14 protein-coding genes and 1 pseudogene are annotated in these 16,707 nt (G+C 42.0%); 3 read left to right on the forward strand and 12 right to left on the reverse strand.

All coding sequences use genetic code 11. The features are described from left to right. Positions 1 to 38: 38 nt before the first annotated feature. The 11 genes and pseudogenes from atpH to AC2D3N_RS22995 all read right to left on the reverse strand — a co-directional run bounded on the left by atpH (position 39) and on the right by AC2D3N_RS22995 (position 10,062). A complete protein-coding gene (gene atpH, locus AC2D3N_RS22945; protein ID WP_484692274.1) occupies positions 39 to 584 on the reverse strand; it encodes an ATP synthase F1 subunit delta in 546 nt (181 codons plus the stop codon). Positions 585 to 586: 2 nt separating this feature from the next. Then, positions 587 to 1,114: a F0F1 ATP synthase subunit B gene (locus AC2D3N_RS22950; RefSeq protein WP_484692275.1), complete on the reverse strand. Its 528-nt coding sequence runs from the start codon at positions 1,112 to 1,114 to the stop codon at positions 587 to 589. 132 nt (positions 1,115 to 1,246) lie between these two features. Continuing rightward, complete coding sequence (locus AC2D3N_RS22955) at positions 1,247 to 1,732, reverse strand: F0F1 ATP synthase subunit B' (protein ID WP_200816725.1); 486 nt, start codon at positions 1,730 to 1,732, stop codon at positions 1,247 to 1,249. Positions 1,733 to 1,825: 93 nt separating this feature from the next. Beyond that, positions 1,826 to 2,071: an ATP synthase F0 subunit C gene (atpE, locus tag AC2D3N_RS22960; RefSeq protein WP_026786419.1), complete on the reverse strand. Its 246-nt coding sequence runs from the start codon at positions 2,069 to 2,071 to the stop codon at positions 1,826 to 1,828. A 266-nt stretch (positions 2,072 to 2,337) separates the two neighbouring features. Continuing rightward, a pseudogene (gene atpB, locus AC2D3N_RS22965) lies at positions 2,338 to 3,097 on the reverse strand (F0F1 ATP synthase subunit A). Positions 3,098 to 3,145: 48 nt separating this feature from the next. Beyond that, positions 3,146 to 3,601 carry an ATP synthase subunit I gene (locus AC2D3N_RS22970; protein ID WP_484692276.1) on the reverse strand — a complete coding sequence of 152 codons (456 nt, stop codon included), beginning with the start codon at positions 3,599 to 3,601 and terminating at the stop codon, positions 3,146 to 3,148. A 197-nt stretch (positions 3,602 to 3,798) separates the two neighbouring features. After that, a complete protein-coding gene (gene proS / locus AC2D3N_RS22975) occupies positions 3,799 to 5,607 on the reverse strand; it encodes a proline--tRNA ligase (RefSeq protein WP_484692277.1) in 1,809 nt (602 codons plus the stop codon). Between the two features lie 201 nt (positions 5,608 to 5,808). Further along, a complete protein-coding gene (locus AC2D3N_RS22980) occupies positions 5,809 to 6,393 on the reverse strand; it encodes a Uma2 family endonuclease (protein WP_484692278.1) in 585 nt (194 codons plus the stop codon). 55 nt (positions 6,394 to 6,448) lie between these two features. Beyond that, entirely contained in the window at positions 6,449 to 7,033 is a 585-nt protein-coding gene (locus AC2D3N_RS22985) for a Uma2 family endonuclease (protein ID WP_484692279.1), read from the reverse strand. Between the two features lie 188 nt (positions 7,034 to 7,221). After that, positions 7,222 to 8,697 carry a glycolate oxidase subunit GlcD gene (gene glcD, locus AC2D3N_RS22990; protein WP_484692280.1) on the reverse strand — a complete coding sequence of 492 codons (1,476 nt, stop codon included), beginning with the start codon at positions 8,695 to 8,697 and terminating at the stop codon, positions 7,222 to 7,224. A 72-nt stretch (positions 8,698 to 8,769) separates the two neighbouring features. After that, a complete protein-coding gene (locus AC2D3N_RS22995; RefSeq protein ID WP_484692281.1) occupies positions 8,770 to 10,062 on the reverse strand; it encodes a hybrid sensor histidine kinase/response regulator in 1,293 nt (430 codons plus the stop codon). 370 nt (positions 10,063 to 10,432) lie between these two features. Here AC2D3N_RS22995 and AC2D3N_RS23000 point away from each other — a divergent pair, with 370 nt between their 5' ends. The 3 genes from AC2D3N_RS23000 to AC2D3N_RS23010 all read left to right on the forward strand — a co-directional run bounded on the left by AC2D3N_RS23000 (position 10,433) and on the right by AC2D3N_RS23010 (position 11,761). Continuing rightward, positions 10,433 to 10,657, forward strand: coding sequence for a DUF433 domain-containing protein (locus AC2D3N_RS23000; RefSeq protein WP_190523670.1), 225 nt, complete (start codon positions 10,433 to 10,435; stop codon positions 10,655 to 10,657). Then, positions 10,654 to 10,992 carry a DUF5615 family PIN-like protein gene (locus AC2D3N_RS23005; protein WP_484692282.1) on the forward strand — a complete coding sequence of 113 codons (339 nt, stop codon included), beginning with the start codon at positions 10,654 to 10,656 and terminating at the stop codon, positions 10,990 to 10,992. The genes AC2D3N_RS23000 and AC2D3N_RS23005 overlap by 4 nt, the downstream gene beginning before the upstream one ends. A 112-nt stretch (positions 10,993 to 11,104) precedes the next feature. Then, positions 11,105 to 11,761 (forward strand): DUF4365 domain-containing protein, encoded by a 657-nt coding sequence (locus AC2D3N_RS23010; protein WP_484692283.1) that lies wholly within the window; start codon positions 11,105 to 11,107, stop codon positions 11,759 to 11,761. 117 nt (positions 11,762 to 11,878) lie between these two features. On the opposite strand, the gene gltB is transcribed toward AC2D3N_RS23010, so the two are convergent. Beyond that, complete coding sequence (gene gltB / locus AC2D3N_RS23015) at positions 11,879 to 16,570, reverse strand: glutamate synthase large subunit (RefSeq protein ID WP_484692284.1); 4,692 nt, start codon at positions 16,568 to 16,570, stop codon at positions 11,879 to 11,881. Between the last annotated feature and the right edge of the window lie 137 nt (positions 16,571 to 16,707).

Consider the following 16,707-nt stretch of genomic DNA (forward strand, 5'->3'; position numbering starts at 1 on the left):
AAAAGATCCCCGACATGAGCATGACGGGTCACCAGATTTTATTGGGCTAATTTGATGCCAATTCGGCGCAGTTGTCCACGCAAACTGGCATCTACTACGCGAGATCCAACTTTAATAATCACACCGCCCAAGAGGTCAGGGTCGATGGTTGTGGCAATTTCCACTTGTCGAGCATTAGTCATGGCTTTGACTTTTGCGGTTAAAGTATTCTGTTGATCTTCTGTTAACGGATGGGCGGAAGTGACTTCTGCCAATACCGTTTGATTCAGTTTCCGCAGTAATACTAAATACTGTTGACCAATTTCCTCTAGGAATAAAATCCGACCTCGATCTACTAACAACAGCAGGAAATTCCGCAATGCGGGATTAACTTCGTCGGCCGTGATCCTTTGCAGAATGGCTTTTTTATCCTGGGGTTTAACCACAGGACTGCCTAAAAAGGTTTTTAATTCTGCGGAACTGTTTAGTAGTTCGAGTAAGGAGCGAATCTCATTCCCGAATTCTTCGGTTAAATTTCTTGATTGAGCCACGGACATTAACGCCGAGGCGTAAGGCTCAATAATTTGTCCGGCGATCGCACTCATATTCAACCTCCCAGCAGAGCTAGACTCTGATCAATTAACCGTTCCTGAATATTGTCATTCAGATGCTGTTTGAGTTGAGATTCTGCCCGTTCAATGGCTTGACTAGCAATTACAGAACGCAGTTGAGAGATCACCCGTTCCCTTTCGGAATCTAACTCCTGACTGGCGGTGGCCCTCATCCGTTCCACATCTTCGGTGGCTTTAGTCAGAATTAAGTTAGCAACCGTTGTCGCCCGTTCTTCGGCTTCAGCTAAAATCCGTTGGGCGACCGTTTGGGCGTCACTGAGTTTCTGCTGTTGTTCGGCCAGAGAAACCTGTGCTTGTTCTTGGCGCTGTTCCGCTTCTTTAATGGCTTCTTCAATGGTGGAGCGTCTTTCACTTAGGATTTTTCCTAAAAACCCTCGCCCAAAGTAAACCAGCACAACAATCAGAATAGCTAGGTTAATTAGGTTCGTCTCTAAAATATTGGTATTGAGACCAAATCCAGCTTCAGAGCTAGCTTCTGTGGCTAGTAATAAAACAGTCTCCATGATGTTCTTCTCATAAATGCGCGGCCAAGTCTCTAACCTCTAAATAATTTCAGAAGGTAAAACTTTAGCCTGGGCTATTATCTTCAATCGGAATTTTCTGGAAATCTAACAAAAAAGTTAGGGCATCCAAGATTATTTAACTAACTCAGCCCCTAATAATTTTTCTAAAATTTGGCGACTGAGGGGTTCAACTTGTTGCTCTAAAGCTTGTAGGGCTTGTTGTTTTTCCTGTTCGATTTCTTGAGCCGCTTTTTCTCTGACTTTTTGCGATTCTTGCATAGCTTCTGCTACCTTCTCAGAGGCATTTTTCTGAGCTTCTGCCTGGGCTTTAACAATGGTCGCTTGAGCTTTTTTGCGAGTTTCTGCTAACTCTAATTCGTACTGCCGTGCTAATTTTTCCGCCTTAGCCAGACGTTCTTTGGCGCCCGATTCCCGCTCGCGGATATAATCTGAGCGTTCATCAATTGCCTTTCCTAAAGGTTTATAAAAAACCTGGTTCAAAATCACTGCCAGAACTAAGAACTGTACTGCCATTAACGGCAGGGTGGCATCCAGATCAAAAAGTCCTCCTTCTTTGGCAGCTTCTTCAACCGCAAATAGAATTGTCCCGTGCATTATTGTCCCTTGAATAGTTTCATCAAGATGGATTTTAGACTTAGATTTCAGATGTTCTGAAACCTAAAACCTAAAATCCATGTTTTGGATTACTGTTTAGGCGAAGGGGTTAGCAAACAGCAGTACCAGAGAAACCACTAAACCATAAATGGTCAGTGCTTCCATGAAGGCTAAACTTAACAGTAAAGTCCCACGAATTTTACCTTCTGCTTCGGGTTGACGGGCAATCCCTTCCACTGCTTGACCAGCAGCAATCCCTTGACCAATTCCAGGGCCAATCGCGCCTAAACCAATAGCTAAAGCAGCAGCAACAACGGAAGCAGCAGCAATTAGTGGATTCATGATAATTTTCTTCCTTCTAAATACAAAAGAGTTAACAAACAATCAGTTAGACAAAATGAAATCAATCCCGATCAGCATTGATCAAATTAGGAGGTTTGAAGAAAATATTTTTCTTCTTTGTCCCGTTACAAATGCTAAATTCGTTAGATGGATTGGAGTTCCCAAGACTTTATTTTACCAATAAAGGGGATTAAGTTTAACCCAATAGCAGATTTTAGAAAAATCAATCTCTAAGAAAAGAAATTTTAAAGTTTTTGTTTCTTTTCCTAGTCGTGATGTTCTCCGCCATGTCCTTCTAGGGCTTCACCAATATAGTTCGCCGCCAGGGTCGCAAAAATCAGTGCTTGAATGGCACTCAAGAATAAACCCAAAACCATTAGAGGCAGAGGAATAAACAGGGGTACCAGGAATACCAACACGGCAACCACCAGTTCATCGGCCAAAATGTTACCAAACAAACGGAAACTCAGGGAGAGGGGTTTGGTAAAATCTTCAATCACCCGAAATATAGCGAGAAACGCCATCGGTTGGGCGTAATCAGCAAAATAACCCACTAGGCCTTTTTTTCTGATTCCGGCGTAGAAATACGCTAAAGAAGTTAACAGCGCTAACGCCACTGTAGTATTGATATCACTGGTGGGGGCTGCTAATTCACCAGAAGGCAGTTCGATCACCTTCCAAGGAATTAAAGCACCTGACCAGTTGGAGGCAAAGATGAATAAGAACAGTGTTCCAATGAAGGGAAACCCAAGAACGATATTCTTTTTCCCCGATTTGATCTTTAGCCAGGTTGCGAATGAATTCTAGGACGTACTCCATAAAATTCTGCATCCCACTGGGAATTCGCTGCACGTTGTTGCTGGCCAACACTGAGACGATAATCAGCAAACCGATGACAAACCACGAAGTCAGAAAAATCTGACCATGCAGTTTTATACCGCCGACTTCCCAATAAAGGTGCTGGCCAACTTCTAAACTAGCGAGAGGGAGAGGATTGAAGGTGTTTAAAACAGTCAGCATTTCCATGTCCGTAGGCTTCCTCTACAGATTGAGGACTGGAGGATTCCGCGTTACTTATTTAGGCTTGTTGGTGAACACTGTTATTAGCACATACAACATGAGAGCAACTTTGTAGGTGAGAAATCCTAAAAAAATCGGTAGAATCTTTAGCTGATGCAATTGAGTGGCTACAATGATTACACCCGCGAGGATCAGTATCCGATTCTGGCTGAGTTTTTCTTTTCCCCTACCTAGTTTTTCTACATCTTTGCCGAGCATTCGCAAGTAGAATATACCTACTGCTGCCCCAACTAAATAGTTCAGGGCGACATCCAGAGGATAGAAACAGCAAACTGCCACAAAAATTGCCCCCGTGGCTGTGATCGTCATCAATAACAACTGGCGTTGCAATTGATAATACTCCAGCATGGAAGGGTCGGGTTCTACAACGAGATTAGACCCGGATTCTACTGTTTCCTCTGCGTTTGTCATAGCTACTTGGACAGGTTCACCAATTTTTAGTTCAGTCATAACTGCTTGATCGGAAATCCGAAAGCGGCAGTTCTAACTTTCCCTAAGTTCACGCACACAGCGTATAACACGCTCTGCAAGCCAATGTGAATCATATCATGTTCTGTTCCCAGAACTTAAAAGAAAATTAATGATCGCTGTTGACTAAATTGTAGTAAGCCCTTCAGGGCTTTCTTAACCATCAACCAACAACTCGCCTAATTTTCCAATGCAGCTTGAATATTCTGTTTAAGTGTGGTAATGACATCCTCAATGGCAATTTCCTGGGCATTGTGGGTGGCCCGTTCTACCAGTTCCACTTTACCCGATTTAATCGAACGTCCGGTGACAATCCGGTAGGGAATCCCAATCAGATCGGCGTCTTTGAATTTTACCCCGGCTCGTTCATTCCGATCATCGAGGAGGGTTTCAATTCCGGCTTGATTTAATTCCGTATAGAGTTTTTCGGCAATTTCCACCTGTTGAGTGTCGCTAATATTAGGAATGGCAATAATCACTTGATAGGGTGCGATCGCCACCGGCCAAATTATCCCATCTTTATCATAGGACTGTTCCACGGCCGATTGTGCTAACCGAGATACCCCAACACCATAACATCCCATGACTAGGGGTAATTCTTCCCCCTGCTCATTGCTAAAGGTGGCTCCCATCGCTTGGGAATATTTAATCCCCAGTTGGAAAATATGACCGACTTCAATACCTCTAGCACTCTGTAAAATTTGGTTAGGGTCATGAACAGCGCGATCGCCTTTTTGAGCTTTTCTAAGATCTACAATACGCTTAGGTAAGGTAAATTCTTTGCCCCAATTTGCCCCCACAACGTGATATCCTGACTCATCCGCCCCGGTGACAAAATTCTTTAATTCAACGGCCGTTTGATCCACCAGTCTTAAAAACTTAGATTCAAGTTGTTCTCTATGGGTAATATAACTATCTTCTAACTTAGGAGAAATATAGCCTAAAGGCAGAGGTTTTGTTCTCCATTTTTCCTGGGTTTCTTCATCAGGAACCGTTAAGGATAATATCGTTTTTGCCTTAAATTCCGGGGCTAATTTGGTTAATTCATTTTGCAATTTAACCTCATTTACCTCCTGATCACCCCGAATACTAATTAAAACTAAAACCGTTGTGCCATTATCATAAACCACTTGATACAGAACATTTTTAACAATTTGATTCGGAGAACAGTTCAAGAATTTAGCTAAAGTGGCAATGGTGTTCGTATTCGGAGTTTCTAACTTTTGATATTCGGTAAAACTAGAAGGTTCAGCATCAACCGGATGGGATGTGGCTTTTTCCGTATTAGCGGCATATTTGCCATCTTCAGTATAGAGAACTTCATCTTCTCCCGCCTCTGCTAATACCATAAACTCTTGAGAACCTGACCCCCCAATTGCTCCAGAATCAGCTTCTACCGCTCGATATTGTAACCCACAACGGCTTAACATATTGCGATAGGCTTGATCCATATCTCGATAGGTTTTCTTCAAACTTTCTTCATCGCTATGGAAAGAATAACCGTCTTTCATAATAAATTCTCGCCCACGCATTAAGCCAAACCGAGGCCGAATTTCATCTCTAAATTTTGTTTGAATTTGATATAAATGAATCGGTAATTGTTGATGGGAACGGATCATTTCTTTCGCAATAGTTGTAATCACTTCCTCATGGGTTGGCCCTAATGCTAATTCCCGCTTCCGACGGTCGGTGAGGGAAAACATAATCCCCTCCGCTTTGGTATAGGTATCCCAGCGTCCCGACTCGCGCCAAAGTTCGGCGGGTTGAACTTGGGGAAGCAGACATTCCTGAGCCCCGGTGGCGTTCATTTCTTCTCGGACAATTTGAGAGACTTTTTGCAGCACTCGCCACATCAGGGGAAGATAAGCGTAAATTCCACTTCCAATGCGCCGAATATATCCCGCTCGGACTAATAGTTTATGACTAGGAATTTCCGCTTCTTTGGGATCTTCGCGCAGGGTGACAAATAGCATTTGAGAGAGTCGCATTTTTATATTTCCTAAAATTAAAGACCAATTTATTATTATCGCAGAATTGTGTTGAATTTGATTATCCTAATTTAAGGAACCACAAAAGCACTAAGACACTAAGAAATTAGAATGATCATTGCTATGATCAAAAAACCAGAAAACTAATTAATCTATTTTTGTTTTCTATACCTTATGGATTTTATTATTCTTTAATTTCTCCTAATTAATTTTAGGCGGAAATACTTTAGTTAAATCTAAGGTTAAATCAGGAAAACATGGTAAGGTGACAGACTGAGTAGGTAAATAAATCAGTTTACGAAGATAACCAAACTCTCCTTGTAGTTTTTGATAGGGTTGACAATAACATTCTAAACAAAAATCAACTAAATTAAATATCCAATAATTAGTAATATTATTTTCTGCATAAACTGATAGTTTTGTAGTTTGATCATAGTCTAAAGATGAATCAGAAATTTCAATCAAGAGTAGAATATCTTCTGTATGGGGATGACTGCTCAAATAGTCATCTTCTTTATTTTTAAGAATTACAACATCTGGTTCAGGTTCACTATAGTTAGATAAAATAATAGGATCTTGACCCTGTAAAGTTGCACCCTTACCAATTATGTTAGCTAATTCTCTAGCTAACCGTCTGTTGACAGTTGCGTGAAGCATTCCTTTTGCTGCCATTTCAATTATTTCTCCGCGAATGAGTTCAATTTTATCCTCTTTTTTGAAAAAGCCTAATTCAGTTAGGCGATGATAGTCTTCGATGGTAAATTTTTTAACAGTTGCGATCGCCATAATTTTAAGGTTAATAATTTCTGGGTTTAATGTGATTATTTTCTGTTATTCCTGATTAATTTATTGTGGGCGGAAATACTTTAGTTAAATCTAAGGTTAAATCAGGAAAACACGGTAAGATTATAGACTCGTTAGGCAAATAAATCAATTTACTGCGATAACCAAACTCTCCTTGTAAGTTTTGATAGTGCTGACAATAACATTCTAAACAAAAATCAACTAAATTAAATATCCAATAATCGGTAATATTATTCTCAGCATAAACCGATAGTTTTGTAGTTTGATCATAGTCTAAAGATGAATCGGAAATTTCAATCAAAAGTAGAATATCTTCTGTATGGGGATGACCGTTTATATAGTCATCCTTTCGGTTTTTAACAATCACTCGATCCGGTTCTGGTTCACTATAAGATGATAAAATAATAGGTTGTTGTCCTCTTAAGGTTGCTCGTTCTCCAATGAGTTTGTATAGTTCTCTTTCTAAGCGAGTTTCACAAACAGAGTGGGAAGTTCCTTTTGCTGCCATTTCAATGATTTCTCCGCGAATGAGTTCAACTTTATCCTCTTTTTTGAAAAAGCCTAATTTAGTCAGGCGGTGATAGTCTTCGATGGTAAATTTTTTAACAGTTGCGATCGCCATAATTTTAAATAAAAATAGGATTGATATTCATTATAATACAGTGCGAGCGTCCTCGTTCGCTGGAGAGGTTTTGAAGAAACTCCTATAATCAAATATTATAACCTCGGCACGGATTCTTATATCTATTCAATAGATAATAATTAGCGAGCGGGGACGCTCGCACTATCAAGAGATTTTAACAAAATTCATTAAAATAGTTCTGTCCCTTCAAACTGTTTAATATTTTGCAATTTGGCGGACTCTCCACAGGTGCGAGGAGTGGGTAACATTTTACCCGGGTTAGCTAAACCTTTAGGGTTAAAAACTGTTCTTACCCATTCCATGGTTTCTAAATCAACTTCGTTAAACATTTGGGGCATATAACATTTTTTATCCGCACCAATACCATGTTCACCCGATAAACTTCCCCCCACTTCCACACAGATTTTCAGAATTTCTCCGCCAATTTCTTCAACAGTTTCTAATGCACCTGGAACGGAATTATCATATAAAATTAAAGGATGTAAATTGCCATCACCCGCATGAAAAACATTAGCAATCCGATACCCATATTTTTCTCCCAGGGCTTCAATTTCTTTGAGAACATAAGCCATTTTTGTCCGTGGAATCACGCCATCTTGAACATAATAATCAGGGCTGACATGACCCGCAGCGGCGAAGGCTGCTTTGCGTCCTTTCCAAATTTTTAACCGATCTTCTGCATTACTAGCGGTGGTAATATTTCTCGCCCCATTGTTGATACAAATTTCACTCACCCGTTGTTTATTCGTATCAACTTCCACCTGTAAACCATCTAATTCAACTAATAGAATTGCCCCCGCATCTCGAGGATATAAACCAATTTTTACCACATCTTCAACGGCATTAATACTGAGGTTATCCATAATTTCCATACCCCCAGGAATAATCCCCGAACTGATAATATCAGAAACCGCCGACCCAGCCGATTCTAAATTGGTAAAATCTGCTAATAAAACACAAATTGATTCCGGTGCTTTTAAAATTCTTAAAGTAATTTCGGTGGCAATGCCCAACGTCCCTTCTGAACCAACAAATAACCCGGTTAAATCATATCCAGGCATTTCAGGAATATCGCCGCCAATATCGACAATATTACCATCGGGAGTGACGATTTTTAGCCCTAGAATATGGTTGGTTGTCACCCCATATTTTAAACAATGAACGCCACCGGAATTTTCGGCAACATTTCCCCCAATAGAACAAATAATTTGACTAGAAGGGTCAGGAGCATAATAAAAACCTGCCCCGCTCACAGCTTGTGTGACCCAATTATTAATTACTCCCGGTTGAACAACTACGCGCTGATTTTCTAAGTCAATATTTAGGATTTTTCGCATTAATGCGGTGACAATTAAAACACAATCTTCGACGGGTAAAGCGCCTCCAGAAAGTCCAGTTCCCGCTCCTCTAGCGACCCAAGGAATCAAATTGCGATCGCAAATTTTAACAACTTCTGCGACTTCTTCGGTGGTTTTGGGAAGCACTACTAATGCAGGACGTTGGCGATAGCTAGTCAGTCCATCACATTCATAAACCAGTAATTCTTCTCGACGTTGAATCACGCCTTTTTTCCCAACTATCGCCTCAAATTGTGGAATTAAGGGTTGCCAGTTTCGGGTTGCTTTTGATTGGGTAGCGACCATAGGAATAATAATTAGGAGAATTATGGATAGTTTATATTATATCGTTTTTGAGGAATATTTTTATGATTGATTTTAGGCATTCATTTTAATCGGGAGATCGATAACAAATTCACATCCTTCTCCTTCCTTAGAATTAAAACTTAGTGTTCCTTGGTGTTTTTGAACAATAATTTCATAGCAGGTTGTTAACCCTAAACCCATTCCTTGACCCACGGGTTTAGTCGTAAAAAATGGGTTGAATAATTGAGATTTGATAGTTTCTGACATTCCTATCCCATTATCTTTAATTCTAATTCTGACTTGATCGAGGTTAATTAATTCGGTGATAATCCAGATTTTAGGGGGAATATCAGGAGAAATTTCTGAACCAACGCCCAACTCTAAAGCATCTATTGAATTGCTTAATAAATTCAGAAAAACTTGATTAATCTGACTAGCATAACAGGTGACACGAGGTAAGTTATTATAGGATTTGATGATTTGAATTTCCGCCCGTTTTTCTTCCGCTCTCAAGCGATATTGTAACAGCAGTAATGTACTATCAAGTCCTTGATGTAGGTCTACGGGTTTAATATCCGATTCTCCTAAACGAGAAAAAATTCTTAATGCCAGAATAATGGTTCTAATTCTTTCTGTGCCTCTTTGCATCGACTCCAGAATATTTTGGAGATCATTGGCAACAAATTCTAAATCAAATTCTTCTAAGATTTTTTGAATATTTGCACTGGGTTGAGGATATTCTTTTTGATATAAATAAATTAAATTTAACAAGTCTTGAATATATTGTTGAGTTGGAGCTAAATTTCCTGAAATAAAGCTAATCGGATTATTGATTTCGTGAGCAATTCCAGCGACAAGTTGCCCGAGACTCACCATTTTCTCTTTTTGGATCAGTTGAGATTGCGTGGATTTTAATTCATCAAGAGTTAATTGAAGTTGAGAATTTTGTTGCTTTAATTGACTTTGTAACCGTTGAATTGTCAGTTGATTTTGAATCCGAATTAAAACTTCTTCAAATTGAAACGGTTTAGTAATATAGTCTACTCCACCCGCTTTAAATGCTTTAACTTTATCTAAAACATCATCTAAAGCACTTAAAAAAATCACAGGAATATTACGGGTGCGTTCATCTTTTTTAAGCTGTTCACAAATTTCATAGCCATTCATTTCGGGTAAATTAATATCTAATAAAATTAGATCGGGTAGAACAGTTTTAACGGCGGTCAATGCCATTTTTCCATTAATTGCTTTCCGCACATTATATCCCTGATTCACTAGCATTTGAGACAAGAATCTCAAGTTGTCTGGAATATCATCAACAATCAGAATATCAGGTTTAGGTGTACTATTTGAATAGGAATTCATATTAGATATTTAAGATAGGGTATAGAAAATAGTAATTGTTGTCCTATTTTTGAAAAAGGCAAGTAATTCCTGCTGCTCTGAAAAAGTTAATTATGTTTTTTCTGTTCCCTAGTTTATATTCCCTATTTTAACTATTAATCCAGGATGATTATAGAATTTTCATTAGGGATATTAACAGAATATCAGATAGCACCTATATCCATTATAATAATTTTTTGCCAGTATGGAAGACAAAAATAGTTTTTATATAGAATAATTAAATAAAGGATATAATAGATCTATAGGATTTTTATTCAAACTGTAATTCCTAAAATAAGAGTGCATATTAAAGAGTGTATACTAGAAAAAAGCGATTATGGAGCCATTTTGAATGTCAACCCTGCTGGAAAGAATCACAATTAATCCTAGGCAATGTGGTGGTCGTCCCTGCATTCGAGGTATGAGAATTCGGGTGTCAGATGTGTTAGACTTGTTTGCGGCTGGGCTAACTGCTGAAGATATCTTAGAAGAAATGCCTGATCTCGAAGCAGATGATTTAAAAGCTTCTCTTTTGTATGCCTCGCGGAAACTGAATCACCCGGTATTAGTAGCATGAAAATCTGGGTAGATGCACACCTATCTCCTGCAATAGCAACCTGGATTACCAACACATTTGGAGTGACAGCATTAGCATTGCGAGATCTTGGACTCAGAGATGCTGAAGATCCTGAAATCTTTGAAGCAGCAAAAGCACAGGGAGTCATTATGATGACTAAAGATAGTGACTTTGTTGATTTAGTTGAGCGACTGGGTTCACCGCCACAGATTATTTGGTTGACCTGTGGCAATACCTCCAATGCTAGGCTGCGCGAGATTTTAAGCGAAACATTACCTAGAGCATTAGAACTTTTGGGGGCTGGGGAGGCGTTAGTGGAAATCAGAGGAGATTAACAGCACAGGCTAACACTTCATGGCATCGGACAGTTGAAAATGGAAAATGAACCAGTTTTTGTCGGTATTTTATTTTCTGTTATTATAAAAATATCAATAACAAAGCTGTGCCATGAATACAAATAATAAATTTCCTCAGTATAAAAAAAGTCAAAAGACGGGTGACATTGGAAAATTCACTTTCAGCGAAACGTTTACTCGTTTTGGTACGGTTGGCTCTCCCGATCCAGATATGGGAATTGATTTTGAATGTAATTTGGTTGAAGATGAATATCTTACAGGTGTGTCATTTTACGTTCAACTTAAAAGTACCGAGAACGAAATCGAAATAACGGAGAGCAAATCTTCATTTTTTTCTGAACAAATTGAGTCAACTACAATTAATTATTGGTTAACGAAACCTATTCCAGTATTTTTATTTGTTTATAATATTCCAAGTGAAACCTTTTTCTGGTGTTATCCACAAGATCAATTTCCTGAAGGCACATTAGAATCAAAATTAAAGTCTAACGACAATATAAGCATTCGAGTCTATACTTCAAATCATTTTAGACGAAATATCAAAGAGATTCCTCCTGATCTTTTAAAAGCAATAAAGGACAAAGGTTTCCATGAGAAACTTAGTAACTTACAGAAAAAACACGAAGAAATATTAGAAGATAATACATCAGACTATAAAGAGCAACTAGAATACGAAAAATCTGGTAGGGAGGAAGAATATTGGGCTGATATTATGTTAGAGGACTGGAAAATAGAAAGACATAATTAGCAGTAAAAAAGCTCACACATCAATGTAGGAGATAAATTGTAAGCGAATTTATGTTAAATTAGCCTCCTCCCCCAATTGGAAAAGAGGCTAAAGGGTTAGACCTTAAGATTAACCACCCTAAATGGCAACCGCCACGATCGCATCCGACGCTTCAGGACTATCTTTTTCCGAAGGAGGAACAACTTGCCAGAACTTAGGTAAATACTCCGACCAGTTCGCCAGAATAGTTTTCGCCTTCTCGCTGACCGTGTGTTGCGCGTGTTGTGTGATTAACTCTTTTAACTGCTGTTCACCCATCGGCGTACTCACCCGTTGAATCTTGACAATTTCCGGGTTCACCATTTCGGGGAAATCTCCATCTTCATCAAGGAAATAGCCTAGACCTCCGGTTTGTCCGGCGCCCACATTTCGCCCCACCTTACCGAGAACCACAACCACACCCCCGGTCATATATTCGCAACAGTGGTCACCAGCACCCTCAATAACAGCCTTACCCAAAGAATTCCGCACCGCAAACCGTTCTCCGGCTTTTCCGTAGGCGTATAAAGTTCCCCCGGTGGCCCCATATAAACAGGTATTCCCGATAATCACATTCTCCGAGGGGTTATAAGTGACCGCCACCGGGGGTTTAATAATAATCTCTCCCCCGTGCATCCCCTTCCCGACATAATCATTCGCTTCTCCCGTCAGGGTTAACAGCATTCCAGGGAGGTTGAAGGCTCCAAAACTCTGACCCGCCGCCCCGATAAAGTTGAGGTGAATTTGTCCGGTGAACCCATTATTGCCATAGATAGAGGCGATTTTTCCGGCAATGCGTGTCCCCACCGTCCGGTCAGTATTCACGATCCGCAGGGTTTTCGTTACCGTCCCCTGGTTTTGAATGGCGGTGGCAATTTCCGCATCTTCTAATAACACATCATCCAAGACCGGGCCGTTACTATGGATGGGTTCATGGTTTAACCAACTGCGATCGCTTGTTACAGGTGCTTGGGTAAATACATCTAAATTCAGGTGTTGGGTCTTAGCCACATTCACCCCATCCCGGCGTTTTAACAGGTCAGACCGTCCAACTAAATCCACTAATTTCCGATATCCCAACCGGGCTAAAATATGGCGGACTTCTTCGGCGACAAAATAGAAGAAGTTCACAACATGGCCCGGAGTTCCGGGGAACCGTTCTCGCAGGCGTTCCTGTTGGGATGTGACCCCCACGGGACAATTATTCGTATGGCAAATCCGAGCCATAATACAGCCCTCGGCGATCATGGCAATGGTTCCGAAGCCGAATTCCTCAGCCCCCATTAACGCTCCCATCACCACATCCCAGCCACTTTTGAAGCCGCCATCCACGCGTAACCGCACCCGATCGCGGAGTTTATTACCCATCAACACCCGATGAACTTCCGTTAACCCCAATTCCCAAGGACTTCCGGCGTGTTTAATTGAAGTTAGGGGAGAAGCACCCGTCCCCCCGTCATGGCCGGAAATTTGGATATAATCGGCGTTGGCTTTAGCAACTCCGGCGGCAATGGTTCCAATTCCCACTTCTGCGACTAATTTCACCGAAACTGTCGCTTTGGGGTTGATTTGGTGCAGGTCAAAGATTAGTTGGGCCAGGTCTTCAATGGAATAAATATCATGGTGGGGAGGGGGGGAAATTAAGGTGACGCCGGGTTTAGACCGCCGCAACATGGCAATATATTCGCTAACTTTCTTGCCGGGGAGTTGGCCTCCTTCTCCGGGTTTGGCCCCTTGAGCCACTTTGATCTCGATGGACTGGGCATTCATCAGGTATTCGGGGGTGACTCCAAACCGTCCCGACGCTACCTGTTTAATAGCAGAACTGGCACTATCCCCGTTTTGTAATCCTTTTAAATGGGGACGTCCGGCCGAAATCCCATTAGCATCGACATCGTTAAAAATCTGGTAGCGGGCGGGATCTTCCCCACCTTCGCCGGAGTTGGATTTTCCGCCTAAACGGTTCATGGCGATCGCTAAAACTTCATGGGCTTCAGGAGATAGGGCCCCCAGGGACATCCCCCCGGTACAGAAGCGTTTGACAATTTCTTCGACGGGTTCGACTGCTTCTAAGGGGATAGAATGGCGATCGCTGTTAAAGTCCAACAAATCCCGCAAGGCCGTGGCTGGGCGGTTTTCCACAAATTGACGATAGAGTTCGTACAGGTCGAACCCTGGTTGTGCGACCGCACCCTGTAGAGACGTTCCATGGAACGTCTCTACGGGGCCAGAACGTACGGCTTGATGTAGCAATTTTGTCATCTCGGGGTTATTTAAGTGATATTCTCCCCGCGACCTGGCATTAACAAACCCGAAGTTTTCTAACTTTTTCGCCTCCAGGGGAAATGCCTTAGCATGGAATTGATAAACCTCTTGGCTTAACTCAGCAATGCTCAAACCCCCAACCCGAGAGACTGTCCCCCGAAAACCCATTTCCAGTAAATCTTCCCCAATCCCAATGGCTTCAAAGATTTGTGCTCCACGATAGGAAGATAACAGAGAAATTCCCATCTTTGATAAAATCTTGAGTAAGCCATCTTCGACGGCCTGGCGATAGTTTTTCTGGGCATCTTCCATGGTCATCGGGGGGATTTTGCCCTTCGACAGATTGTTCTGAATCAGGGGACTCGACCACCAATGGCGCACGGTTTCTAAGGCCATGTAGGGACAAATGGCCGAAGCCCCGTAACCGACTAAACAGGCAAAATGATGGGTACTCCAACATTGGGCCGTTTCCACCACCAGGGAGGCTTGTAACCGTTTACCAATTTTAATTAAATAGTGGTGAACCGCTCCCACAGCCAATAACGGCGGAATATAGGTCTGTTCGGCCGTTAATCCTCGATCAGATAGAATAATAATTTCCTTGCCCTGATCCACCGCTTGGGCGGCTTTTTCGCAAAGTTGGGTAAGGGCGATCGCGCAACCATTCGGCCCTCCTTCCAAACTATAGAGGGTAGACAGGGTGATCCCCGGAAAATCCGACTGACGCAACGCCTCTAACTCCGCCTCATTCAACAGGGGAGAGTTAATTTTATACAGTCGGGCGTCTTCGGGTTTCGGGTCTAACAAATTCCCCCGTTTCCCTAACTGCATGGAGAGGGACATCACAATCCGTTCTCGCAACGGATCAATTGGTGGGTTTGTTACCTGAGCAAATCGTTGTTTAAAATAGTTATATAATAACTGAGGTTTATTTGAAAGCACCGCTAGGGGCGTATCATCCCCCATACAAAACGTCGCTTCCTTGGCCGTACTCGCCATATCGGAAATTTGGATATCCACATCCTCCGCCCCGTAACCAAAGGCGGTTTGCTGTTGCAGGAGGGTGTCCGATGCTAATTGTTTTTCACTGATAAAGGGTTGGGGCTGCCCATCGGTGCGATACTGTTCTAACCAGGAGCGATAGGGGTGTTCATGGGCGACCCGTTGTTTGATCTGCCAATTTTTCAGGACTTCATGGGTACTCAAGTCCACCGCAATCATTTGTCCGGGCCCTAAACGGCCTTTTTCCTGAATTTGGTCTTCGGGAATATCCACCACTCCGGCTTCGGAGGAAACCATGATCACCCCATCTTTGGTGATACAATAACGGGCGGGACGCAGGCCATTGCGATCCAAGCAAGCCCCAATTTGTTTTCCATCACTGAACACCAATAAAGCCGGGCCATCCCAAGGTTCTTGGATGCCGCTATAATATTCGTAAAAATCCGTAATTTCCGGTAGATCTTTTAGGTTAGGCTGGTTTTGATAGGCTTCGGGCACCATGATCATCAGCGCTTCTAGGGGACAGCGCCCGGTTCTCACCAGCAATTCTAGGCAATTATCTAAATTAGCTGAGTCGCTATTATTAGCATCCACAAAGGGAATGAGGGTTTTTAAGCGATCGCCCCAAACCGGATGGGCTAAGACATTTTCCCGCGCCCGCATCCAGTTAATATTACCCAACAGCGTATTAATTTCCCCATTATGCCCTAACAGTCGCATCGGTTGAGCCAAGGGCCAGCGCGGCATGGTATTGGTACTGAAGCGCCGATGATAAACGGCGAAATTGCTCTTATAGTCGGGGTTAACTAAATCTAAATAAAATTCTCCCAGGATCGCCGATCGCACCATGCCTTTATAAACAATAGTACGGCAGGAAAAAGAACAAATATAAATATCCTCACCCCAGACTAACCCATCCTGTTTCAAGGCTACCCCGGAAGATCGACGGGCTAAAAACAGTTGTCGGTCAAGATCATCCCCGATATTTCCCTTAGCCGAATAAACCATAACCTGTTCGATGCGGGGTTGGTTTTCCCGCGCCTGTACTCCCAGGACTTCCGGTTTCACCGGGACTTCTCGCCAACCTACAATAACTAATTCTTCTTGTTTAAGGTCAGTTTCAATAATTTCACGGGCTTTAATGGCTAAATCAAGATCTTGGGGTAAAAACACCATCCCCACCCCATACTTGCATTCTGGCTCTTGTAAAATATCAATATTTCGTTCAGCAAACCAAGGAGCTAACAACTCCCAGGGAATAGCGGTCATGATCCCGGCTCCATCCCCGGAGTCCTGATCGGCGCTACAACCCCCCCGATGTTCTAAGCAGGTTAAGGCGGGTAGGGCTTTTTGTAGAATAGAATGGCTCGCCCCCCCCGATGGGTTAGCAATAAACCCCACCCCGCAGGCGTCTCTTTCTTCCACTAACCACGGTTGACCCGGGTAGGGGTAGCCCATATTTCCTGCTATGAACTCTTGTTGATGGTTTGGTTGGGGGTTGTGATTAACTCTAGTGTTATCCATATCTTGATTCTATTGAGTGAGGATGCTTGAAGCGATTGAATTTTAACCAAAATTGACATCGGGTGCAAAAACCCTAGTCTGACTAGCATACACCCAATTGGGTCACGGTAGGGGTGAAAATTTAAGATCTGTTGACA

It is taken from the genome of Planktothrix sp. PLAVEN19ND (genome assembly GCF_057220675.1).